Origin of the sequence: Dyella marensis (assembly GCF_900112865.1) — a bacterium.
In the GTDB taxonomy this organism is placed as follows: Bacteria; Pseudomonadota; Gammaproteobacteria; order Xanthomonadales; family Rhodanobacteraceae; genus Dyella_D; species Dyella_D marensis_A.
Genome location: NZ_FONH01000035.1, coordinates 1 through 22592, shown reverse-complemented (window position 1 = coordinate 22592; position 22592 = coordinate 1). Strand labels below are relative to the sequence as shown.

Genomic DNA, 22592 nt, shown 5'->3' with positions numbered 1-22592 from the left:
TGATGCGCACCGCTCCGCCCGTACCCTCATCCGGCTGCCGCCACCTTCTCCCGACGGGAGAAGGACTCCAGCTTGAAGCTCACCGTGCGTACGCACTCATCGACGCCGGCCTTGCCTCAGCCGCCTGGCCCCAGTTCCGGTTCGGCTGTGCCTGCATGCGGAAGTGCAGCTCGCCGCCGGCCAGGATCTCGCCGTGACGCAGAAACACCCGGTCCAGCGGCTTGCCGTTGAGGGTCACCTCGCCGACATAGGGATGGGCATCGTCGAACGGCGCCGCCGAGACCGTGAAGCGCTTACCGTCGTGCAGGTGCAGCGTGGCCTTCGCCACGAACGGGCGACCGATGGCGTATTCGTCGCTGCCAGGCGCGACCGGATAGAAACCCAGCGCGGTGAACACGTACCAGGCCGACATCTGGCCGAGATCATCATTGCCGGCCAGGCCGTCCGGACGCGGCGCGTACTGGCTGTCCATGATCTGCTTAAGACGCTTCTGGGTCTGCCAGGGCGCGCCGGCGTAGTCGTACAGATAGGCCAGGTGATGGCTCGGTTCGTTGCCGTGGGCGTACCAGCCGATCAGGCCGGTGATGTCTTCGACGTGGGCGAACTGCTTGGGATCGACCTTGGCGTCGAACACGCTGTCGAGCTTGCCGACGAAAGCCTGGTCGCCGCCCATCGCCGCGATCAGCCCGGCCACGTCCTGCGGCACATACCAGGAGTACTGCCAGGCATTGCCCTCGGTGTAGTCGCTGCCATAGCCGGCGACGTCGGGATTGAACGGCTCGCGGAACGCGCCGTCGGTCTTGCGCGCGCGCATGAAGCCGGTCTTGGCGTCGTAGGCGTTGCGCCAGTTGCCGGCGCGCTTGGCGAAAGTGGCGGCGACGTCGCCGCGGCCCATGGCCTTGGCCATCTGCGCGATGGTCCAGTCGTCGTAGGCGTATTCCAGCGTCTTGGAGGCGCCCTCGGGCTCCTTGTCGATCGGCACGTAGCCGCGCTGCATGTACTCGCCGAGGCCACCGTAGGGCGCGTAGGTGGCGCTGGCCACCATGGCGTCGAGGCCGGCCTTGGCGTCGAAGCCGCGGATGCCCTTCACATAAGCGTCGGCGATCACCGGCACGGCGTGGTAGCCGATCATGCACCAGGTCTCCAGGCCCTGGTACGCCCACACCGGCAGGATGCCGAACGGGCTGGCCTCGCGCGCGGCGATCAGCGAGCGCACGAAGTCCACGCTGCGCTGCGGCTGCAACAGCACCATCAGCGGCTGCTGCGCGCGGTACACATCCCACAGCGACCAGGTCGAATGGAACTCGAAGCCCTGCGCGCGGTGCACGGCGTTGTCGGGGCCGCGGTAGTCGCCGTTGACGTCCATGCTGAGCGTGGGCGACAGCATCGCGTGGTACAGCGAGGTGTAGAAGCTGGTGCGCTCGGTCTTCGGCGCATCGATGTCGACCACCGACAGCGCCTGGTCCCACGCGGCGCGCGCCTCGGCGCGGCGGGCGTCGAAATCCCAGCCCTTGCCGTCAGTGTCGAGATTGGCCAGCGCGTTGGCCTCGCTCACCGGCGAGATCGCCACCTTCACCTGCAGCGGCTGCTTGAGCTGGCCGAAGTCGAACACGCCGACGATGGCGCGGCCCTGCTGCGCGTCCCGGTCCTCCGGCTGGTGGCCGGGGCCCTTGAAGCCCTTGTAGGCGACGTCGGTCTCGCGGTCGTACAGATGGCGCGCCGCCAGCGGCTGCGAGAAGCGCATGGCGAAGCACAGCTCGCGCCCCGGCGCCCAGCCGCGGGTCTGGCGGCAGCCGGTGACGGCGCCGTCCGGATGCACGCGCAGGGACGACCACAGCACCTTGCCCGGGTAGTCGTAGATGCTCGGGCGCAGGTCCAGCAGCAGGTGCGCCGGCTGTCCGGCGGGGAAGCTGTAGCGGTGCCAGCCGACGCGGCGGCCGGCGGTGAGCTCGGCGCGCACCTGGTAGTCGCTGAGGGTGACGGCGTAATAGCCCGCCTCGACCTTCTCGCTGTCGTGGCTGAAGCGCGAGCGGTAGCCGCTGCCCGGCTGGGCCGGGTCGCCCGGATCCAGCTTCGGCTCGCCGGCGACCGGCATGACCAGCACGTCGCCCAGGTCCGAATGGCCGGAGCCGGAGAAATGCGTATGCGAGAAGCCGAGCAGACTGGTATCGCCGTACTGATAGCCCGCCGCCCACTTGTAGGCGTGCTTGAAGTCCGGCATGGCCGTGTCGGGCGACAGCTGGATCATGCCGAACGGCACCGTGGCGCCAGGGAAGGTATGGCCGTCGCCGCCGGTGCCGATGCGCGGATCGACCTCCGCGGCATGGCCGGCGTCGGCGGCGTGGCCGGCACTCGCGGCCAGCGACAGGGCCAGCGCCAGCGCGGCGGGCGCGAAAGCCGGCTTAAACGGAAACTTGACCATCGGCATCTCCCCTGGACGGTGGTTTGCGGCGGAATTCCGGTCGACCGAGGCGCCTGTTGCTTGGTCGACCTTCCTGGCCGGCAAGTTTGGATCGTTCCAAACTCCCGAAGCTAACACCCCACCGATGGCCGGTGCATGCTGCACTGCGAGATCACTATCCTTGGCGAATCGACTACTTTTGGATCGTTCTAATGGCCGCGAGAACCATGGAAAGCTCGACTTCGATCCGACGCAAGATCACCTTGAACGACATCGCCGCCGGTTGCGGCGTGTCGCGTGCCACCGTGTCGCTGGTTCTGCGCGGCAGCCCGCTGGTGAACAAGCACACCCGCGCCCGCGTGGAAGAAGAACTGCGCAAGCAGGGCTACGTCTACAACCGCGCCGCCGCGAATCTGCGCCGGCGCACTTCGTCGAGCATCGCGCTGGTGCTCAATGAACTGGGCAATCCGTTCTTCGCCGAATTCGCCGCGGGCGTGGATGAAACGCTCGGCCAGGCCGGCTTCGTCACCCTGCTCGGCAGCACCGGCGAATCGGTGGAGCGCGAGCAGGCGGTGTTGAGCTCGCTGATCGAACACGGCCCGGGCGGAATCATTCTGTCGCCCGCCGAAGGCAGCGCCGCCGAACGCGTGCTCGCCGCCGTGGGCGCGCAGACGCCGGTGCTGCTGTTCAACCGCGAACTCGGCGGCAACCTGCCCGAATACGCGCACTGGGACCGGCTGATGCTGGACAACCAGCACGGCGCCAGGCTCGCCACCGAGCACCTGATCGCGCAGGGCCACAAGCGCATCGCCTTCTTCGGCGGTCACAGCGATTCCAGTTCCTGCCGCCAGCGCCATGCCGGCTATGTGGAAGCGATGAATGCGGCGGGCCTGCCGATCGCGCCGCGCTGGCGCGTCGAAACGATGCCGACGCGCATGGACGCCGCGCGCGCCTGCGCCGAGCTGTTCGCCGCCAAGCCCGCGCCCACCGCGGCGGTCTGCTACAACGACGCGGTGGCGCTGGGCCTGATGCTCGGCCTCAACCAGCGCGGCATCCAGCCGGGCCGCGATTTCGCGCTCACCGGCTTCGACGATATCGCCGAGGCGGCCTTCAGCATGCCGCCGCTCACCACGCTCGCCACCGATCCGCGCGCGCGCGGCCGCCAGGCCGCGCAGCTGCTGCTCGCCCGCCTGCGCAAGCCGCAGGCCGACGCCACCACCACCGTCGCGCAGGTGACGCTGGTGGTGCGCGAAAGCAGCGGCGCACCGCGCCCGACCTGACCGCGCTCGATTCCACTCGTATCCGAGGAACCTCACCCATGGCCTTCGCCGCACCACCCGCCCCATCGAAAACTTCGCTCCCCGGGGCGGCCAGGGAGCGCTACACCGATTACCCGATGGCGATGGGGGTGCTCACCAGCATCTTCTTCATGTGGGGCTTCCTCACCTGCCTCAACGACATCCTGATTCCGCATCTCAAGGCCGTGTTCAAGCTGAACTACGCCGAGGCGATGCTGGTGCAGTTCACCTTCTTCGGCGCGTATTTCCTGATGTCGCTGCCGGCCGGCCTGCTGGTCGCGCGGCTGGGCTACAAGAAGGGCATCGTCGCAGGCCTTGCCGTTGCCGGCGTCGGCGCCGCGGGTTTCTGGCCCGCCGCGGCGATGCATTTCTATCCGGCTTTCCTCGGCGCGCTGTTCGTGCTGGCCACCGGCATCACCGTGCTCCAGGTGGCGGCCAATGCCTACGTTGCGCTGCTGGGTCCTGAGAAGAGCGCCTCCAGCCGTCTCACCCTGGCGCAGGCGCTCAACTCGCTGGGCACTTTCCTGGCGCCGAAGTTCGGCGGCCTGCTGATCCTGTCGGCCGCGGTGCTGAGCGCCGAGCAGATCGCCAAGCTCTCGCCCGCCGAGCAGGTAGCGTATCGCGTGCAGGAAGCGCAGACCGTGCAAGGCCCCTACCTGGGCCTGGCCATCGTGCTGTTCTTGCTGGCGGTATTCGTCTATCTGTTCCGCCTGCCTGCGCTGACCGAGAAGACCGAGCAGGCCAGCGTAAAGCAGCACTCCCTGGTCAGCCCGCTGCGCCATCCGCACGTGCTGTTCGGCGTGCTGGCGATCTTCTTCTATGTCGGCGGCGAGGTGGCGATCGGCAGCTTCCTGGTCAACTACCTGTCCATGCCCGACATCGGCAACATGAGCGAGCAGGCCGCCGCGAACTGGGTCGCCTATTACTGGCTCGGCGCGATGATCGGCCGCTTCATCGGCTCGGCGCTGCTGGCCAAACTGTCGCCGCGCAAGCTGCTGGCAATCTTCGCCGCGATCAACATGGCACTGGTGCTGACCACCATGATGACCAAGGGCACGGTGGCGATGTACAGCGTGGTCTCGATCGGCCTGTTCAACTCGATCATGTTCCCGACCATCTTCTCGCTCGGCATCGAGCGGATGGGTCCGATGACCGGTGAAGCGTCGAGCCTGCTGATCATGGCCATCGTCGGCGGCGCCATCGTGCCGTTCGTGCAGGGCCTGTTCGCCGATCACATCGGCGTGCAGCATGCCTTCTTCCTGCCGCTGCTGTGCTACGCCTACATTGTTTTCTATGGCCTCTACGGCTCGCGCATCAAGAGCGACACCCCAGTCGCCGCCACCCACTGAGATCCCCTTTCGATGCCACGCAATATTCTGTGCTTCGGTGAAGCCCTGATCGACTTCCACGCCGAAGGCCGCGACGCGCAGGGCTTTCCGCGCAGCTTCATTCCCTTTGCCGGCGGTGCGCCGGCCAACGTCTCCGTCGCGGTGGCGCGGCTGGGCGGACCGGCGGCGTTCGCCGGCATGCTCGGGCAGGACATGTTCGGCGACTTCCTGCTGGACAGCCTGCGCCGCGCCGGCGTCGATACCGCTGGCGTCGCGCGCACCGGCGAGGCGAACACCGCGCTGGCCTTCGTCGCGCTGGACAGCCATGGCGAGCGCAGCTTCAGCTTCTATCGCCCGCCCTCGGCCGACCTGCTGTTCCGGCCCGAGCATTTCCGCGCGGAGAGCTTCCGCGGCGCGGCGGTGTTCCACGTCTGCTCCAACAGCATGACCGAGCCGGCGCTGGCCGAAGCGACCCGCGAAGGCATGCGCCGCGCGCATACCGCCGGCGCCTGGGTCAGCTTCGATCTCAACCTGCGCCCCGCGCTGTGGCCGAACCAGAGCGCCTCGCACGACGAACTGTGGCCGGCGCTGCACCTGGCCGACGTGGTCAAGCTGAGCGCGGAAGAATTCCATTGGCTGGCCGGCGACGAAGGCGAGGAAGCCACGCTCGACCGCCTGTGGGCCGGCCGCGCGCGCCTGCTGGTGGTGACCGACGGCTCGCGCACGCTGCGCTGGTTCCATCCGGACGCCTCCGGCGAAATGCCGGTCTACGCCGTGCCCACGGTGGACAGCACCGCCGCCGGCGACGCCTTCGTCGGCGGCCTTCTGCATCGCCTGGCCACGGTGGAGAAAGGCGCGGACCAGCTCGACCACCTGGTCGCCGAACTGCCGCGCCTGCACGCCATGCTGCGTTTCGCCGCCGCCTGCGGCGCGCTCACTGTTACCCGCCTGGGTTCGTTCGCCGCCATGCCGGACGAAGCCGAGGTGCTCGCCTTCATGGATTCCCACGCATGAATTTCCCCGACTTCCGTTCCGAACGCTTCCTGCGCGAACACATCGCGCACACCATGGCCTTCTACCATCCGCACGCGATCGATCCGGCCGGCGGCTTCTTTCACTATTACAAGGACGACGGCACGATCTACGACCGCAGCCATCGCCACCTGGTGAGCAGCACGCGCTTCATCTTCAACTACGCGATGGCCGCGCGCGAATTCGAGGACAAGCGCGCCGAATACCTCGACGCCGCCCGCCACGGCCTGCGCTACCTGCGTGAGGTGCATCGCGACGCCAGCAGCGGCGGCTATGCCTGGACCATCCGCGACGGCAAGCCGGAAGACCGCACCTACCACGCCTATGGCGTGGCCTTCGTGCTGCTGGCCTACTCCACCGCGCTCAAGGCCGGCATCGACGAAGTGCGCCCGTGGATGGACGAGACCTGGGAGCTGCTGGAAAAGCGCTACTGGGACGCCGGCTTCGGCCTGTACCGCGACGAGGCCGACGAGCACTGGAACTTCAGCGGCTACCGCGGCCAGAACGCCAACATGCACATGTGCGAGGCGATGCTCGCGGCCTACCAGGCCAGCGACGAGCCGCGCTACCTGGAGCGCGCGCTGACGCTGGCCGACCACATGACCCGCCGCCAGGCCGCCAAGGCCGAGGGACTGGTGTGGGAGCACTACGACGTCGAGTGGAACATCGACTGGAAATACAACCTCGACAATCCCAAGCACCTGTTCCGTCCCTGGGGCTTCCAGCCCGGCCACCAGACCGAATGGGCCAAGCTGCTGCTGATCCTCGAACCGCTGCTGCTGGAGCGCAACCGCGAGGAGAAGTGGCTGGTGCCGACGGCACAGCATCTGTTCGACGTCGCGCTGGACCGTTCCTGGGACCAGCAGTATGGCGGCATGGCCTACGGCTTCGCGCCGGATGGCACGGTGTGCGACGACGACAAGTATTTCTGGGTGCAGGCCGAGTCGCTGGCCGCGGCGGCGCTGCTGCATGCGCGCACCGGCGAGGCGAAGTACGACGAGTGGTACCAGAAGTTGTGGGCGTACTCGTGGGAGCACTTCGTCGATCACAAGTACGGTGCGTGGTTCCGCATTCTTACTCGTGACAATCGCAAGTATGACGATGAGAAGAGCCCCGCGGGGAAGGTGGATTACCACACGATGGGGGCTTGTTACGAGGTGATGGAACTCATCCGCGCCGGCGGCAAGCCCTGAGCCGGCGTAGGTTGGGGTGAGCCAACGGCGAACCCCAACCTACGATTGATCCAGTACCGCCTGCGGCGTATTGCGGAAGCTGATCGCCATCCGGTTGTAGGTATTCATCAGGCCGATGGCGATGGTGAGATCCACCAGTTCGCGCTCGTCAAATAGCTTGCGCGCCGCTGCATAGTCCGTATCGGGCACGCCCGTCTCGGCAACGCGGGTCACCGACTCCGCCCACGCCAACGCCGCCTGCTCACGCTCGTCGAACAGCGCGCCCGCTTCGCGCCACGCCTGCAGCAACGCCAGCTTCTCCACCTTCACGCCCTTCTTCAGCAGATCGCGCGTGTGCATATCCAGGCAGTACGCACAGTTGTTGATCTGCGAGACGCGCAGATAGACCAGGTCCACCAGGACCGGCGACAGACCGCTCTGCGTGACATAACCGTAGACGCCGCCCAATGCCTTGACGCCGCCGGGCGCGACCTGGCCGTAGTCCAATCGCTTGCTCATATGCGTTTCCTCAGGGTCCGTCGAATGGCTTGGCCAGCGTACGACGTTTTCGCCTGAGCGCGAATGCATGCAGCGATGCCGCGAAGGTTTGCGGCCGGAGCCGCGGGTACAGGGCGCTGCCCGCGTACCCGACCCGTGGCCTCCGGTCGCAAGCCTTCGCGGCATCGAGTGGGAAGGATGCGCCGCTCGTCCGTAAAGAAGCGATTCGGCGCGGGTGGTTAGGCATATAGACGCCGTAAAAGTTCAGGCGGAGAAGAAACCCTGCGTAGGTTGGGGTGAGCCGAAGGCGAACCCCAACAGGCGTGGCGGCCATGTTGGGGTTCGCCTTCGGCTCACCCCAACCTACGCATCACTTCGCGGCGGAAGGTTCGCCCATCGCCTGGAATAACGCCGCCGTATCCACCAATCGCTGCGCCGTCGCCTGGATCTGCTGCACCCGTGCGTTCTGCCAGCGCTGCTCGCCGGCCAGCGTCAATGGATACGAAGTCGCGCCAAGCCGATACCTGTTGCGCGCATCGTCGAACGACTGCTTCGCCGCATTCGCACCGTTCTGCGCTGCCTGCAAGGCCAGCGCATCCTGCTCCAACGCGGTGAGCGCATCGGCGACATTCTGGAACGCCCCGAGCACCGTCTGCCGATACTGCGCCAGCGACGCATCGTAGGAAGCGATCGCCGCCTTGCGCTGCGCCCATAGTGCGCCGCCATGGAAGAGCGGCTGCGTCAGCGATGCCGTCGCGCCCCAGATCGTGCTGGCGCCGGTGAACAGCTTGCTGCGATCGAATGCCGCCGAACCGAACGATGCCGACAGCGACAGCTGCGGAAACAGATTGCCCGTCGCCACGCCGACCTCGGCCGATGCCGCACGCACCGTGGCCTCGGCCGCCAACACATCCGGCCGCTGTTGCAGCAGTTCCGACGGTACGGATACCGGCACGTCGGCCGGCAGCTTCAGCTCCGCCAGGGGCAGGACTTCCGGCGCCTGATCCGGCGTACGGCCCAGCAACACCGCCAAGGCATGGCGCTCGCGCAAGGCCTGCGCACGCAAGCCCGGCAGGCTGGCTTCGATGGTGGCCGCGTTGCGCTGCGCCGCGAGCAGGTCTTCGTTCGCCGCCGCGCCCAGGCGATACGCCTTGCCGGTCAGCTCGACCTGCTCGCGCGCCAGGGCCGCCAGCCGTTCGGTCGCCTCGACCTGCTCCGCCAAGGCCGACGCCGTCACCGCAGAGATCACGATATTCGCCGCCAGCGCACGCCGCGCCGCATCGAACTGATAGGACTGCGCATCCACCTGCGCCGCCGCCTGCTTCACCTGGTTGCGCGACACCCCGAACAGATCGAAGTCGTAGCTCAGCTGCAGCTGGCCGGCATACACGTTGTAGATATTGGTCGGCTTGCCGAGGTTCGGCAGGCCCAGCGCCCGCTCGCGCGTCACCTGCCCGCCCGCGTCGAGCGACGGCCACAGCGCATCGCCGACGACGGCCCGATATTGCTGTCGCACCGACTCCAGCGTGTGGCGCGCAGCTTCCAGCGAAGGACTGCGCTGCAGGCCTTCATCCACCAACGCATCGAGCTTCGCCGACCCGTAAGCTTTCCACCACTCCGGTACCGCGCGCTGGCCGAGGCTGAAACGCTGCGCGACGCCGCCCGCTTCCGCGCTCGCCGACGGCGTCGGCGCCACGACGTAATGTTCCGGCTCGGGCGCCTTCGGCGGCTTTGCCGCGGGTGCGAACGAACATCCGGCCAGGACGACCACCACGCCCATCGCGGCCACGTGTGCAATGCGCCTCATGGCGTGACCTCCTTCGGCTGCTCATCGGATCGGACGCGATACCACACGGCGTACAGCGCCGGCAGGTAGAACAGGGTGAGGATGGTGGCGACAGTGATGCCGCCCATCAGCGCGGTGGCCATCGGCCCGAAGAAGTTGCTGCGCAGGAGCGGAATCAGCGCCAGCACGGCCGCCGCCGCGGTCAGCGTGATCGGCCGGAAGCGCCGCACCGTCGCGCCGACGATGGCCTCCCAGCGCGAATGCCCGTCGCGGATATCCTGCTCGATCTGATCCACCAGGATCACCGAGTTGCGCATGATGATGCCGAACATGGCGATGGTGCCCAGCATGGCGACGAAGCCGAACGGCTGGCGGAACAGCAGCAGCGAGGCAATCACGCCGATCAGCCCCAGCGGTGCGGTGAGCACCACCATGAAGGTGCGGCCGATGCTCTGCAGCTGGATCATCAGCAAGGTCAGCACGGCGATCACCATCAGCGGCATCTGCTCGTTGATCGAACCCTGCGCCTTGGCGTTCTGCTCCACCGAGCCGCCCACTTCGATGCGATAGCCGACCGGCAGGCCCTTGCGCAGCTCGCCAAGCTTGGCGTCGATGGCATTGGTCACATCCAGGCCCTGCGCGCCGTTGCGCGTATCGGACTGCACATTGATCGAAGGCTGGCGGTCGCGCGCCCAGATCACGCCATACTCCAGGCCGTAGTGCACCTTGCCGAGCTGCGCCAGCGGAATGGCTGCGCCACCCGGCGTCGGCAAGGCCAGCCGTTCGATCTGGTCCGGCTGCACGCGCTCGCTCTTCGGCGCGCGCAGGTCGACGCCGATCAGCTTGTCGCGCTCGCGGTACTGCGTGACCGTGGTGCCGGACAGCGACATGGCGAGGAAGTCGGCCACGTCCTGTGAGCTCACGCCCAGCCGGCGCGCGGCGGCCTGGTCGATATCGAAGCGCACGGAGCGCTCCGCCGGCTCGTCCCAGTCGAACTGCACGTTGCGCGTGCGCGGGTCGGCGCGCATCACGGTGGCGATCTTCTCGGCGATGCCGCGCACCGTGGCGATATCGTCGCCGCTCACGCGGAACTGCACCGGGAAGCCGACTGGCGGCCCGTTCTCCAGCCGGCTGACGCGGGTGCGCACGGCGCTGAAATCGTGCGCGAGCACACTGTCCAGCGCCTTGGCCAGCGCTTCGCGCTGCTCCACGTCCTTGGCGGTCACCACGAACTGCGCGAAGTTCGGCTGGCCCAGCTGCTGGTCCAGCGGCAGATAGAAGCGCGGCGCGCCGCTGCCGACGAAGCTGACGTAGTTGGCCACTTCCTTGCGGTCCTTCAGCACCTGCTCCATGCGCTTGACCTGGACCAGGGTGGCGTCGAACGAGGCGCCCTCGGGCAGGCGCAGGTCGATCAGCAACTCCGGACGGTCGGAGCTCGGAAAGAACTGCTTGGGCACCAGCCCGAAGCCCGCCATCGACACCACGAACAGCACCACGGTCACCACCAGCACCAGCACGCGGTGCGTCAGGCAGTAGTGGAGCATGCGGCGGAAGCGCTGGTAGAACGCGGTGTCGTAGATCTCGATATCGCCGCCGTGCTCGGGCCGCGTCTTCGCATTCGCACGCCGCGCCTCGTTCCAGCGCGCCGGCATGAAGCGCGCCCACCATTCGCTGCCCGGCTGCACGCGCGCGTGATGCTCCGGCAGGAAGTGATAGCCCAGCAGCGGAATCACGATCACCGCGGCCAGCCAGGACAGCAGCAGCGCGATCGCCGACACCTCGAAGATCGAGCGCGTGTACTCGCCCGTGCCGGACTTGGCCAATGCGATCGGCAGGAAGCCGGAGACCGTGACCAGCGTGCCGGTGAGCATCGGAAACGCGGTGCTGGTGTAGGCGAAGGCGGCGGCGCGCGTGCGGCTCCAGCCCTGCTCCAGCTTCACCGCCATCATCTCCACCGCGATGATCGCATCGTCCACCAGCAAGCCCAGCGCCAGCACCAGGGTGCCGAGCGAGACCTTGTGCAGGCCGATGCCCATCAGCTCCATGCACAGCGCGGTGGCGGCCAGCACGAAGGGAATCGAGATCACCACCACCATGCCGGTGCGCAGGCCCAGGCTGAGCAGGCTGACCAGCAGCACGATCGCCACTGCCTCGGCCACCGATTCCAGGAAGTCGTCCACCGAATGCGCCACGGCGTGCGGCATGCTGGTGACTTCGGCCAGTTTCAGGCCGGCCGGCAGACGCTTCTGCAACCTGGCCGTGGCCTCGTCCAGCGCCTTGCCGAGATGGATCACGTCGCCGCCGGGCTGCATGGTGATGCCCACGCCCAGTACCTGCTGCGACATGAAGCGCACCTGCTGCCCGGGCGGATCGTCGTAGCCTCGACGGATGGTGGCGATATCGCCAAGGCGGAAGCTCTGGCCGCCGGCGCGCAGCAAGGTGTTCTCCAGCGCGGCGACATCGCTGAACTGGCCGCTCGGTCGCACATACACGCGGTCGTCCGCCGTACTCATCACGCCGGCCGAGGCCACCGCGTTCTGCGCATTGATCGCCTCGGCGATCTGCTGCGGGCTGATGCCCAGCTTGGACAGGCGCGCGTTCGGGATCTCGATGGTGATGCGCTGGTTCTGGTCGCCGAGGAAATCCACCTTGCCCACGCCGGGCACGCGCAGCAGTTCCGCGCGCAGCTGGTCGGCGTAGTCGTGCAGCTGCGCCGGCGTGAAGCCGTCGCCTTCCAGCGCATAGATATTGGTGTAGACGTCGCCGAATTCGTCGTTGAAGAACGGCCCCTGCACGCCCGGCGGCAGCTGCGCGCGGATATCGCCGACCTTCTTGCGCACCTGGTACCAGGTATCGGGCACGCTGGAGGCCGGCGCGGAATCCTTGATATTGAAGAAGATCAGCGATTCGCCTGGGCGCGAATAACTGCGCAGGAAGTCGATCGACGGCGTTTCCTGCAGCTTGCGCGAGATGCGGTCGGTGACCTGGTCCTGCACCTGCTTCGCATCCGCGCCGGGCCAGAAGCTCTGGATCACCATCACCTTGAAGGTGAACGGCGGGTCCTCCGACTGCGACAGCCGGCTGTACGACAGCATGCCGAACACCGTGATCATCACCATCAGGAAGATCACGAAGGACTGGTGGCGCAGCGCCCAGGCGGAGAGATTGAAGCGGCCTTCCTCGTGGCCGCTCTCGGGTGCGGGCAGCTGCGTCATAGCGGGCTGTCCTCGGCATGCGGCGGCGCCATCGGCGACACCTTCTCGCCGGCGCTGACCGCGTGCACGCCCTGCATTACCACGCGCTCGCCGGCTGCCAGGCCGGTGCCGACCAGCACGTCGCGCTCGCCGTAGCGCAGCACGGTGACGGGGCGCAGTTCGAGCGTCGCATCGGCGGGGCGTACGACCCATACCGCCGGATGTTCGCCTTGATGGAACAACGCAGTGGCCGGCAGGCGCACCGCCTTCGCCGCGCTCGCTTCGGCGCCGAGCGCGACGTCGGCGGTCATACCTAAGCGCACGCGCGGATCGGGCGCATCGAGGCCGAGCTTCACGCGGTAGGTGCGCGTCTGCGGATCGGCCGCCGGCGCCACCTCGCGCACATGCGCGGCGAGCGGCGTGCCCTGCACCGAAAGCAGGCTGACCTGCGCCGCCTGGCCCGGCCTGACGGCGCCGACGCGCGCCTCCGGCACGTCCACATAGACGTCGCGCTCGCCCGACCAGGCGAAGCCGAACACCGCCTGCCCCGCCGCCAGCACCTGGCCGACTTCGGCGTGTTCGCTGGTGATGGCGCCATCGCGGTCGGCCACCAGGGTGGTGTAGCGGCTCTGGTTGCGCGAGAGCTCGTACTGCTGTTTGGCCTGGGTCTGCGCGGCGAGCGCGGACGCATAGGCGTCGCGCGTCTGCTCCAGCTGCAGCTGGCTGATCAGGTTTTCCCCGGCCTGGGCCTCGTCGCGGTCGCGCTGCCGGGTGGCGTAGTCCAGGCGGTGCGCGGCCGCGTCCAGCGCGGCGCGGGCGGCGGCTTCGTTCTTGCCGGCGTCGGCATCGTCCAGCCGAGCCAGCACCTGGCCCTTCTTCACCGTGTCGCCCAGGCGCGCCTCGCGGCCGATCAGCTGGCCGGGCACGCGGAAGGCCAGCGGCATCTCGTAGCGGGCGTGGATCTCGCCGGGGAAACGCAGGGTCTGCGTGCCGTCGGCGGCCGGCGCGGGCAGCGCGATCACCGGACGCGCGGCCTCGGCTTCCGGGGCCTGGCGGCCGCAGCCGGCCAGCAGCGCCAGCGCCGCGGCGGTGGCCAGCCAAGCCGCCGTGCGGCGGGCACCCGCCGTGAATAGTGGGTAGGTCACGAGCCAACTCCTGGTGAGACGGGGATGGGGAGTCCTGGCGGGGGCCTGGTCGCGGCCGGCGCCTTGATACGCCGACGCACTCTAATACAGTTATGTATCTGAATTCAATAAAGCATTCAAATGATGACTTTTGGCCTACGTGCTAGGATGCCGCATGGCCCGCAAACGACTGACCCGCGAAGAAAGCCGCGACCAGACCAACCAGCGTCTGCTCGAGGCGGCCGCGCACGTGATCGCCAAGAAAGGCTTCGCCGCGGCCAGCGTCGAGGACATCGCCGCGCACGCCGGCTATACGCGCGGCGCGTTCTATTCCAATTTCAAGAGCAAGTCCGACCTGTTCATCGCCCTGCTCAGCCAGGACCACCAGTGCGTGCAGCAGGACCTGCAGAAGATCCTCGATGCGCCGCTGTCCATGGCCGACATGCAGCAGCAGATCTCGCAGTACTACGTGCAGGTCTACCGCGACGAGAAGAACTTCATCCTGTGGGCCGAGGCGCGCGTGCTGGCCCTGCGCGACGCCAAGTTCCGCGCACGGCTCAACGCCTACTGCCTGGAGAAGCGCGACGACATCGCCTCGATCATCGAGCAGTTCTACAAGCTGCTCGGCACCGAGCCACCCGCCCCGCCCAAGGACCTCGCCTTCGGCACCATGGCGCTGATCGACGGCATGCGCTTCTTCAACGAAACGATCCCGAAGGAACTGCCGGACGAGGCGGCGATGCGGACCTTGGCGGTGATGTTCAATGCGACGTTCTTCAAGTAAGCCGTCGTCGTCCGAGCTCAAGGCAGTCCCAAGCCCACCGGACCCGATCGGATCACTTCACCCGCGGAGGCTTCATGAACATCACCGGCATTGCCCCGCAGCTGCGTACTACCGACATCGGTGCATCGATCGATTTCTACACGCGAAAGCTGGGCTTCGTAGTCGAGTTCAACTACGAGGATTTCTACGTCGGTCTTCGCGCAGGGAACCAGCTGATCCATCTCAAGCACGTGGATGAGAAGGATCCTTCCATCGACTATGTCGATGAAGGCGGGCACCTTCACCTCTATCTGCAGACCACGGATGTCGCCGCAGCCGCCGTGCGCCTCAAGTCGCTTGGCGTGCCATTGGTTGAGGACGTGCACGAGACGCCGTGGCGGACACGCGAGATCGTCATCCGCGACGACCAGGGCCATACCTTGTACCTGGGCGAGTCCCTGTAGCCGCCATGCCGCGGACGATGCGGGCTGTCGTGGTCATGGGCGTGGCCGGCTGCGGCAAGTCCACCGTGGGCGCGGCCATATGCAATCGCACCGGCGCGCGCATGATCGAAGGCGACGCCTTCCACCCGCAAAGCAACATCCGCAAGATGAGCGCCGGCATCCCGCTGGATGATGCCGACCGCGCCGGCTGGCTGGCGCGCCTGGGCGAAGAACTGGCGAGCACGGTTGCTACCGGCGATACCGCCGTGCTCGCCTGTTCGGCGCTCAAGCGTCGCTATCGCGACACCTTGCGCGCCGCGGCACCGGATGTGGGTTTCGTGTATCTGGCCTTGACGCCGACCGAGGCAGCCGAACGCGTATCCCACCGCCCCGGCCACTTCATGCCCGCCACGTTGATCGAAAGCCAGTTCCGCGATCTGGAAACGCCAACCGGCGAACCACGCGTACTTACCGTCAACGCCACCGATCCATGGCCTTCGATCGTCGATGCGGTCCTGGCCTGGTGGCGCTGAGATTTTCTTTCGCCGGGTAAAAACCGTCCCATCCTCACCGCAGTTCGCGCGATCGATGGTGGTCACGGCCGCCATTGCAATTTATGGTGCCCAGGACGTCCGGATGGAGGTGCAGCTCAGCGCGCCTGTCACTTCCGTCGTCCGGCACGCACTGCAAGAATGCTTCGGCCATCCGAAGGACCGTGCCGGCGCCGCCAGACCCACGCCAGGGAGCTTCTGCTTGAATCGCTGTGCCGTACCCCGCAAGGTGCTGATCGTCCTGGGAACACGGCCGGAATGCCTGAAGCTGGCCAGCGTCTGCCGCGCGCTCGGGCAGTACCCCGACTGCGTGCCGATCGTGTTGAACAGCGGCCAGCACCGGGCCAGCGTCGAGCGGACACTCGCGCAGCTGGAAATCGGCTGCGACATCCGGGCGGAACAGATGGCGGGCGCATCGCTCTACGCCAGCATCAAGGAATTGCGCGCGGGCATTCGCCATGCCGCCGAACGCGTGGCTCCCGACGTACTGCTTGCGCAAGGCGACACCGCCACCGCCTATGCCGCCGCGCTGGCCTCGCGCGACCTCGGCATCGCCTTTGCCCACGTCGAGGCCGGCCTGCGCACCGATCATCCATACCGCCCGTTCCCGGAAGAACACTTCCGCCGCCGGATCAGCCGCATCGCCCGCCTGCATTTCGCGCCGACCCTGTCGGCCGTGCGCAACCTGCATGGCGAAGGCATCGACCCGGCATCGGTGGTGCACGCCGGCAACACCATCATCGACCTGCTGCGCAACGAACTGGAGCAAACTCCCGCGGCCCCTCCGCTGCCCATCGCCGCATCGAACCGGGTACTCACCTTCACGCTGCACCGGCGCGAGAACCGTGGCGCCGGCATCCGGCAGGCCTGCAACGCCGTGAGGCGACTGCTTGCCGCGCACGACGACCTCGTTGTCGTGTGCCCCTTGCCACCGCATCCCGCCACCCGCGCGCAACTGGCGCGCGAACTGGCGGACTGTCCGCGCGTCCAGCTGACCGAGTCGATCGACTACCCGCAGTTCATCGCCCTGCTGCGGCGCTCGGCGCTGATCGTCACCGATTCCGGCGGCATCCAGGAAGAGGCCCCGCACCTGGGCGTTCCGTTGCTGCTGCTGCGCCAGAACACCGAACGCGTGGAGGAAACCGCGCTGGGCGGCGCCACACTGCTCGACCTGCGGCGGGAGGATCTCTGCCGCGCCGCGTCGCGCATGCTCGCCGCTCCCCGCCCCATCCCGCTCCCGTTCACCGACGCCGCGCCCAACGGCGATGGCCGCGCGGGTCGACGCATCGCCCATCACCTGCTCCAACTGCTGACTACAGGGTCTTCGAGTGGCCACCGATATCGCTACGACAATCATCCCCGCGGCGTCGCCGTCTGACGCCACGCTCGCCGCCGCCGAGGTGGCCAGCTCGCGGCTGCGCCACTGGTTGCTGCAGGGCCCGGCGCAGCTGCGGAACGGCATGCATGCCGGTGGCGTGGCCGGCAGCTTCGAACAGGGCCAGCCCAGCTACGTCTACGCCGAGATCACCGGCTACTACCTGCTGTGGCTGCGGGGGCTGGGCCACTACGCCGCGCCCGCGACAGTGGCGGAAGCCGCGGCGCGCGGTATCGCGTGGGTGCGGCGCGAATTCCACGCCGATGCGATACCCGCCACGCGCATTCATCTCGCCGGCGCGCATGCCGACTGGCGCAACGAGGCGGTGTTCTTCTTCGATCTGGCGATGGTGCTGCGCGGCTTGGCCGCACATGCCGCGCAACATCCCGTCGCCGATCTGATCGCCAACCTCGCCGGAAAGCTGGCGCAGTTCGTGCGCGACGACACGCTCGACGCGGTCCGTCCCCGCGCCGACGGCGCGGCGCTGCCTTCGCGCTGGTCGACCCAGCCGGGCCCGTTTCTGCTCAAAGCCACCACGGCCATCGAGTCCACGCACGCAGATCAGGCACTGAGCGCCGCCTGCGCCCGGCAGCTGCGGCACAGCTTGCAGACCGCCCAGCCCACGGCGCCGGACCTGCTGCATCCGACGCTTTATTTCGCCGAAGGACTGGCGCGTTGCGGCCGCGCCGGGCACATAGCCGCGCGCCGCATTCTCACCGGCTGCCTCGCGCACATGCGACACGACGGCGCCCTGCCCGAGCACGCCACCGCCAGCCACTCCAAGCACCGCAACGACGTCGCTGCCCAGGCGCTGCGGCTCGGATTGCTGTTGCGCCAGCTGGACGGCCATACCGACGGGGACGCCTCGCTCGAACGCCTCGCGCAAGGCCTGATCGCCCGGGTCGATGCCTGGGGACAGATCGGCCTCGATGCCGATCATGGCTCCGCCACCGCCAACACCTGGACGGCGATGTTCGCCGAGCAGGCCTTGCGCTGGTACGCCGGGCGCGATGGCGACGCCGGCATGATCCGCCCCGAGCTGCTGGTATGACCTCGCCGGTCAGTGGCCTGCGGCATTGGTGGACGCATCCCTCGATGTGGCGCTTCGCGCCGCTGTACGCCGGCCTGTGGCTGGCCGATCACTGGCCCGTGCGGCGGACGCCATGGCCGCGCCGCGAGCGCGACACGACGACGGCGCCGGGCCTCAGCATCGTGATCCCGGAACGCGGCACGCCGGATCGGCTGCAACAGACCTTGCAGGCCTTGCTCGACGCCTGCAGACCGCTGGACGAACCGTACGAGATCATCGTGCTGGTCAACGGCGTGGATCGCTCCGGTTATCGCGAACTGGAAACGATGTTCACTGCCGCCACCTGGCATTACGTCGACGAGCCGCTGGGCTACGGCCGCGCCATCGGCGCGGCGCTCGGCCTGGTCCGCCACGCCTGGTGTTACCTGCTCAACAGCGACATGGTGCTTGCGCCCGACGCGCTGACCAAGGTGCTCGCCTATCGCCGGCCCGAGGTGTTCGCGGTCGCCTCGCAGATCTTCTTCGTCGATCCACAGCGGCGGCGCGAGGAAACCGGCTGGGGCGATTTCCATACGCGCGAAGGGCATGCGGAGCTCTACGATCGCACCCCCGAGGCCGACCCGCTGGTCCGCGCGCATCTGTATGCCGGCGGCGGCTCCTCGCTGTACCGCACCGCGCTGCTTCGCCGCTACGTCCGTGCAGCCCGCGACTACGCGCCATTCTATTGGGAAGACGCCGACTGGGGCGCGCGCGCCTGGGCCGAAGGATGGCAGGTGCTGTTCTGTCCCGAGTCGCACGCGCACCACCATCACCGCAGCACCATCGGCAAGTACTACGAGCCGGCGGAGATCGATCGCATCGTCCGCCGCAACGCCGTGCTGTTCGATCTGCGCAACGGTCTGTCCGGGCAGGCGGTGGGCATGCAGTTCCATCGCATCGCCGCCCTGCCGAAGAACAGCCGGCGCGAACTGAGCGGATGGCGCCTGGCGCTGCGCGCCGTGCAGGCGCGCAGCGCGGTGAACCGCGCGCGGGCACAGGGCCTGCACTATCACGGGCTGTGCTCGCACGAATGGCATTCGAACGCGGTCGCCGCCGACGGCGTGCGCCGACCGCGCGTGCTGCTGGTCTCGCCGTTCGCGGTGTATCCGCCGGCACATGGCGGCGCGCGCCGCATCGCGGAACTGATCGAAGGCCTGGCCGAGCGCTACGACATCATCCTGCTTTCCGACGAGCGCTCCGCCTATGGCGAAGCGTCGAAGCCGTGGTATCGGCGGCTTTACGCCGTGCACCTGGTCGAGGGCCGCCAGGATGGCGCGGGCGAGGCGGCACTGCCGTTGGCCGCGCGGATCGACCGCCATGCCTGGAGCGGACTGCGCACCCAGCTCAAGCGCCTGATCGCCGTCTACGCGCCGGATATCGTGCAGGTGGAATTCACCGAACTCGCCCGGCTGGTGGAGGACCGCGACGCGCACGCGCGCTGGGCCATCACCCTGCACGACGTCGAAGCGGAACCCTATCCTGCCGGATCGGACTTGCACGCCCTGCTGCAGCGCTACGACCAGGTCGTCGCCTGCACCGAAGCGGACCGCCGCCGGCTGGCACCCTTGCCGGCCACGCTGGTGGCCAACGGCGCCAGGGACCGGCGCACCGGCGCCACCCGCTCGCCCGACCACCATCTGCTGTTTCTCGGCCCGTTCCGCTACGAACCCAATCGCAGCGGCATCCTGGCCTTTCTCGAACGCTGCTGGCCCGGGTTGAAGCAACGCTTTCCCGCACTGCGGCTGACCATCCTGTGCGCGACGGCGGAGCCGGCGCTGGTCGGGCATCCGCTGTTCGCGCAAGCCGGTGTCGAGCTGCGCGGCGCCTACGAAGACCCGGCGGCGTGGCTCGCGCAGTGCTCGCTCACCATCAATCCGCTGACCGACGTGCTGGGTTCCTCGGTAAAGCTGGTCGAGTCGCTGCTGGCCCGGCGCATCTGCGTCAGCACGCGCGACGGTGCACGAGGTTTTGCCGACGACGGCATCGATGGCCTGGTCGTGGTGCCGGATATCGACCGCATGCTCGAACCGATCGCCGCCTTCCTGGATTCGCCAGCGCTGCGCCATGCGCAGGAGTCGCGCGGCCTGGAGCGCCTGGACCGCTACACCTGGCAATACGCGGCCGGCCAGCTCGACGACGCGTACACCCGGTTGCTGGAGGCCTAGATGCCCACGCCATGGAGCTACGACCACATCGCCGATATCTACGCGACCGACATGGGCCGGAGCATGCCCTTCGACGATATCGCCTGGTACATCGAGCGTGCGCGGCAGGCCGGCGGCCCGGTGCTGGAACTGGGCTGCGGCACCGGGCGCGTGCTGCTGCCCATGGCGCGCGCCGGCCTTGCGGTCACCGGCGTCGATCGCTCGCTGCCCATGCTGGCGCAGCTGCGCAGCGAGGCGCGGGCACAGGGCACGGCGCCGCTGGTCGCGCAGATGGATATGCGCGAACTGGGCCTGGCCGGGCATTTCCACTGCATCGTCCTGGCCTATTCGCTGATCACCTACGTGTCGGACCCGGCGCAGGCTGTCGCCCTGCTGCGCGATCTGCGCGCGCGACTGGCTCCCGGCGGACAACTGGTCGTCGACAGCTTCATTCCCAAGCCGATGCGGCACTTCACCGACTTCCAGCACGATTACCAGCGTGCGCATCGCCAGGGCACGCTGGAGCGCAGCAAGAAGATCACGTCGCTCGACCAGCACCGGCACCGGATCGAACGGCGCTACGTGCTGCGCGACGAAACCGGCCGGATCGAACGCGTCATCGACACCACCGATGTCATCCGGCCCTATGAAGTCGCCGAACTGCATGAACTGGCGCGTGGCGCCGGCCTGATGGTGGCCGACTGCAGCTTCGATTACGGCGCGTCGACATCCGCACAGGACGCCCGCTTCATCACCCTGTCCCTGAGGTCCGCATGACTATCTTCGTCTGGCCGCAGCGCCCGCTCACGCTTCCGGCGAACCAGGACACGCCGGCCCGGCTGCGCACCCGGGCCATGCCCGGCGTAGTCTGGATCGAACTGACCTCGCGCTGCCCGTTCGACTGCGTCTTCTGCTCGCGCAAGCTGCTGCGCGGCAACGGCCAGCACATGAAGTTCGAGATGCTGGAGAAGCTGATCGGCGAACTGGGCCAGCCGCAGATCATCCGGCTGAACTACTCCGGCGAGTCCTCGCACTACCCGCAGATCGTCGAGGCCTGCGAGTTGGCGTCAGCCACTGGAGCACGAGTGGAGCTGGTATCTGCGCTGGCCTCGCTGCCCTGGCATCGGGTGGAGCGGTTGGCGCAGGCGGGGCTGGCGCGTCTGACCGTCTCGCTGCATACCCTCGACGAGCAGCGCTTCGGCGAAATCTATCGCTTCAGCAACGTGCAGGAGATGCGCGCGCGCATCGAGCGGATCGCCGGACTGGCGAAAACCGCCAGGCGGCCGATGGAACTGGATTTCGCTTTCGTCGCCATGCGGCGCAACCTGGGCGACCTCGTGGCCGTCGCGGATTACGCGGCCGCGCTTGGCATCACACGCGTCGATATCCATCCGGTGATCCGGCGCGATCCGATTCCCGAAACCTTCGAGGAAGAGCTGGATGGCGAGCGGCTCAAGCCGTCCTTCCTGGCGGACCTGCGCCGGACCATCGAGTCGGCTCGACAAAGCCACCAGGACATCACTTTCAACGTCTCCACGCCGGAGTTGCGCGAACCCGCGCCGCTCAGCGACGACGCCTGCGCTTATCCGTGGCCCTTGCAGTCCGCCGCGCAGATCCATGGTTGCGAACAGGATCCATGGAACACTGTGCACGTCCTGGCGGGTGGCGAAGTCGTCACCTGCGAGGCACGCGACCAGATCGTGATGGGACGGCTCGGCGAGCAGAGCTTCAGCGAGATCTGGAACAGCCAGCCGTACGCGCAGTTCCGCGACGACTACTTCCACGCCAGGGACGCGAAGTGCCGCGGTTGCCCTTACAAGTTCGCCGCCAGGCCGCGACCACTACCGCGAATCGTGCACGCGCCGGACCGCGGGCGCTCGGCACTGGTCTACGGCTGGCACGGCGATGAGCAGGAGGCGGTGTTCTGGAGCCACCGGCAGGCCAGGCTCGCGCTGTCCGCCCATGGCGCCGCGCGATTGAAATTCCGCTGCCTGCTGCCGCCTGGCGCCGCTGACGCCAACCGGCTCAGCCTGAAGGTCAATGGCGTGCTGCTGAAGACCTGGCGCAACGATGGGGCGGGCATGATGGAGGCGCAGTTCAATCGGCGTATTCAGGCGGAGGGCCAGGTCATTCTTGAGCTCGAGACGTCACAGGCGTTCTGTCCGCAAGAGCGTGGCGGTAGTGCGGATACGCGGCAGTTGGGGGTGGCGTTGCTGGAGGCGAGCTTGAGTTGATGGAACAGCGCGTCGCCCTCTCCACCGTCATTCCGACGCAGGCAGGAATGACGAGCGAAGAGCCGGCGTAGGTTGGGGTGAGCGCAGCGAACCCCAACGTCGGCACATCGATACGCACCGCAACGTTGGGGTGCGCCTGCGGCTTACCCCAACCTACCTTCCTGCCTGCGCAGGAATGAC

17 protein-coding genes are annotated in these 22592 nt (G+C 67.8%); 12 read left to right on the top strand and 5 right to left on the bottom strand.

Annotated elements, in window-relative coordinates:
• Positions 1–79: 79 nt before the first annotated feature.
• Entirely contained in the window at positions 80–2422 is a 2343-nt protein-coding gene (locus BM172_RS21475; RefSeq protein ID WP_051548396.1) for a GH92 family glycosyl hydrolase, read from the bottom strand.
• Between the two features lie 206 nt (positions 2423–2628).
• Here BM172_RS21475 and BM172_RS21470 point away from each other — a divergent pair, with 206 nt between their 5' ends.
• The 4 genes from BM172_RS21470 to BM172_RS21455 all read left to right on the top strand — a co-directional run bounded on the left by BM172_RS21470 (position 2629) and on the right by BM172_RS21455 (position 7252).
• Positions 2629–3681, top strand: a complete 1053-nt coding sequence (locus tag BM172_RS21470) for a LacI family DNA-binding transcriptional regulator (RefSeq protein WP_026633679.1) — start codon at positions 2629–2631, stop codon at positions 3679–3681.
• Between the two features lie 116 nt (positions 3682–3797).
• Positions 3798–5048, top strand: a complete 1251-nt coding sequence (fucP, locus tag BM172_RS21465; protein ID WP_231504132.1) for an L-fucose:H+ symporter permease — start codon at positions 3798–3800, stop codon at positions 5046–5048.
• 12 nt (positions 5049–5060) lie between these two features.
• On the top strand, positions 5061–6041 hold the full coding sequence (locus BM172_RS21460) for a carbohydrate kinase family protein (RefSeq protein WP_026633681.1): 981 nt from the start codon (positions 5061–5063) through the stop codon (positions 6039–6041).
• The gene (locus BM172_RS21455; protein ID WP_026633682.1) at positions 6038–7252 is read left to right on the top strand and encodes an AGE family epimerase/isomerase; all 1215 of its coding nucleotides are present in this window, start codon (positions 6038–6040) and stop codon (positions 7250–7252) included. Before BM172_RS21460 ends, BM172_RS21455 begins: the two co-directional genes overlap by 4 nt.
• A gap of 39 nt (positions 7253–7291) precedes the next feature.
• Here BM172_RS21455 and BM172_RS21450 read toward each other — a convergent pair whose 3' ends face one another.
• From BM172_RS21450 to BM172_RS21435, 4 genes are all read right to left on the bottom strand, one after another.
• Entirely contained in the window at positions 7292–7750 is a 459-nt protein-coding gene (locus BM172_RS21450; protein WP_026633683.1) for a carboxymuconolactone decarboxylase family protein, read from the bottom strand.
• 349 nt (positions 7751–8099) lie between these two features.
• The gene (locus tag BM172_RS21445; RefSeq protein ID WP_051548337.1) at positions 8100–9536 is read right to left on the bottom strand and encodes an efflux transporter outer membrane subunit; all 1437 of its coding nucleotides are present in this window, start codon (positions 9534–9536) and stop codon (positions 8100–8102) included.
• Positions 9533–12730, bottom strand: coding sequence for an efflux RND transporter permease subunit (locus tag BM172_RS21440; protein ID WP_026633684.1), 3198 nt, complete (start codon positions 12728–12730; stop codon positions 9533–9535). The genes BM172_RS21445 and BM172_RS21440 overlap by 4 nt, the downstream gene beginning before the upstream one ends.
• Positions 12727–13854 (bottom strand): efflux RND transporter periplasmic adaptor subunit, encoded by a 1128-nt coding sequence (locus BM172_RS21435; RefSeq protein WP_026633685.1) that lies wholly within the window; start codon positions 13852–13854, stop codon positions 12727–12729. The genes BM172_RS21440 and BM172_RS21435 overlap by 4 nt, the downstream gene beginning before the upstream one ends.
• A gap of 154 nt (positions 13855–14008) precedes the next feature.
• Here BM172_RS21435 and BM172_RS21430 point away from each other — a divergent pair, with 154 nt between their 5' ends.
• From BM172_RS21430 to BM172_RS21395, 8 genes are all read left to right on the top strand, one after another.
• Positions 14009–14617 carry a TetR/AcrR family transcriptional regulator gene (locus BM172_RS21430; protein WP_026633686.1) on the top strand — a complete coding sequence of 203 codons (609 nt, stop codon included), beginning with the start codon at positions 14009–14011 and terminating at the stop codon, positions 14615–14617.
• Between the two features lie 74 nt (positions 14618–14691).
• Complete coding sequence (locus BM172_RS21425) at positions 14692–15060, top strand: VOC family protein (RefSeq protein WP_026633687.1); 369 nt, start codon at positions 14692–14694, stop codon at positions 15058–15060.
• Positions 15061–15077: 17 nt separating this feature from the next.
• Positions 15078–15572 (top strand): gluconokinase, encoded by a 495-nt coding sequence (locus BM172_RS21420; protein WP_231504121.1) that lies wholly within the window; start codon positions 15078–15080, stop codon positions 15570–15572.
• A gap of 103 nt (positions 15573–15675) precedes the next feature.
• Positions 15676–16968, top strand: coding sequence for a non-hydrolyzing UDP-N-acetylglucosamine 2-epimerase (gene wecB, locus BM172_RS21415; protein ID WP_177218858.1), 1293 nt, complete (start codon positions 15676–15678; stop codon positions 16966–16968).
• Complete coding sequence (locus tag BM172_RS21410; RefSeq protein WP_143096575.1) at positions 16919–18016, top strand: hypothetical protein; 1098 nt, start codon at positions 16919–16921, stop codon at positions 18014–18016. The genes wecB and BM172_RS21410 overlap by 50 nt, the downstream gene beginning before the upstream one ends.
• On the top strand, positions 18013–20199 hold the full coding sequence (locus BM172_RS21405) for a glycosyltransferase (RefSeq protein ID WP_026633690.1): 2187 nt from the start codon (positions 18013–18015) through the stop codon (positions 20197–20199). The genes BM172_RS21410 and BM172_RS21405 overlap by 4 nt, the downstream gene beginning before the upstream one ends.
• Entirely contained in the window at positions 20200–20955 is a 756-nt protein-coding gene (locus tag BM172_RS21400) for a class I SAM-dependent methyltransferase (protein WP_026633691.1), read from the top strand. It abuts the gene before it with no gap.
• Positions 20952–22412 carry a radical SAM/SPASM domain-containing protein gene (locus BM172_RS21395; RefSeq protein ID WP_026633692.1) on the top strand — a complete coding sequence of 487 codons (1461 nt, stop codon included), beginning with the start codon at positions 20952–20954 and terminating at the stop codon, positions 22410–22412. The genes BM172_RS21400 and BM172_RS21395 overlap by 4 nt, the downstream gene beginning before the upstream one ends.
• The last annotated feature ends 180 nt before the right edge of the window (positions 22413–22592 follow it).

Excerpts from the sequence above, each read along its gene's own strand:
- BM172_RS21475 (WP_051548396.1), bottom strand. The coding sequence starts at position 2,422 with ATGGTCAAGTTTCCGTTTAAGCCGGCTTTCGCGCCCGCCGCGCTGGCG.
- BM172_RS21405 (WP_026633690.1), top strand. The coding sequence starts at position 18,013 with ATGACCTCGCCGGTCAGTGGCCTGCGGCATTGGTGGACGCATCCCTCG.
- BM172_RS21470 (WP_026633679.1), top strand. The coding sequence starts at position 2,629 with ATGGAAAGCTCGACTTCGATCCGACGCAAGATCACCTTGAACGACATC.
- BM172_RS21445 (WP_051548337.1), bottom strand. The coding sequence starts at position 9,536 with ATGAGGCGCATTGCACACGTGGCCGCGATGGGCGTGGTGGTCGTCCTG.
- BM172_RS21450 (WP_026633683.1), bottom strand. The coding sequence starts at position 7,750 with ATGAGCAAGCGATTGGACTACGGCCAGGTCGCGCCCGGCGGCGTCAAG.
- BM172_RS21425 (WP_026633687.1), top strand. The coding sequence starts at position 14,692 with ATGAACATCACCGGCATTGCCCCGCAGCTGCGTACTACCGACATCGGT.
- BM172_RS21440 (WP_026633684.1), bottom strand. The coding sequence starts at position 12,730 with ATGACGCAGCTGCCCGCACCCGAGAGCGGCCACGAGGAAGGCCGCTTC.
- BM172_RS21420 (WP_231504121.1), top strand. The coding sequence starts at position 15,078 with ATGCGGGCTGTCGTGGTCATGGGCGTGGCCGGCTGCGGCAAGTCCACC.
- BM172_RS21455 (WP_026633682.1), top strand. The coding sequence starts at position 6,038 with ATGAATTTCCCCGACTTCCGTTCCGAACGCTTCCTGCGCGAACACATC.
- fucP (WP_231504132.1), top strand. The coding sequence starts at position 3,798 with ATGGCGATGGGGGTGCTCACCAGCATCTTCTTCATGTGGGGCTTCCTC.
- BM172_RS21430 (WP_026633686.1), top strand. The coding sequence starts at position 14,009 with ATGGCCCGCAAACGACTGACCCGCGAAGAAAGCCGCGACCAGACCAAC.
- BM172_RS21460 (WP_026633681.1), top strand. The coding sequence starts at position 5,061 with ATGCCACGCAATATTCTGTGCTTCGGTGAAGCCCTGATCGACTTCCAC.
- wecB (WP_177218858.1), top strand. The coding sequence starts at position 15,676 with ATGGAGGTGCAGCTCAGCGCGCCTGTCACTTCCGTCGTCCGGCACGCA.
- BM172_RS21395 (WP_026633692.1), top strand. The coding sequence starts at position 20,952 with ATGACTATCTTCGTCTGGCCGCAGCGCCCGCTCACGCTTCCGGCGAAC.
- BM172_RS21400 (WP_026633691.1), top strand. The coding sequence starts at position 20,200 with ATGCCCACGCCATGGAGCTACGACCACATCGCCGATATCTACGCGACC.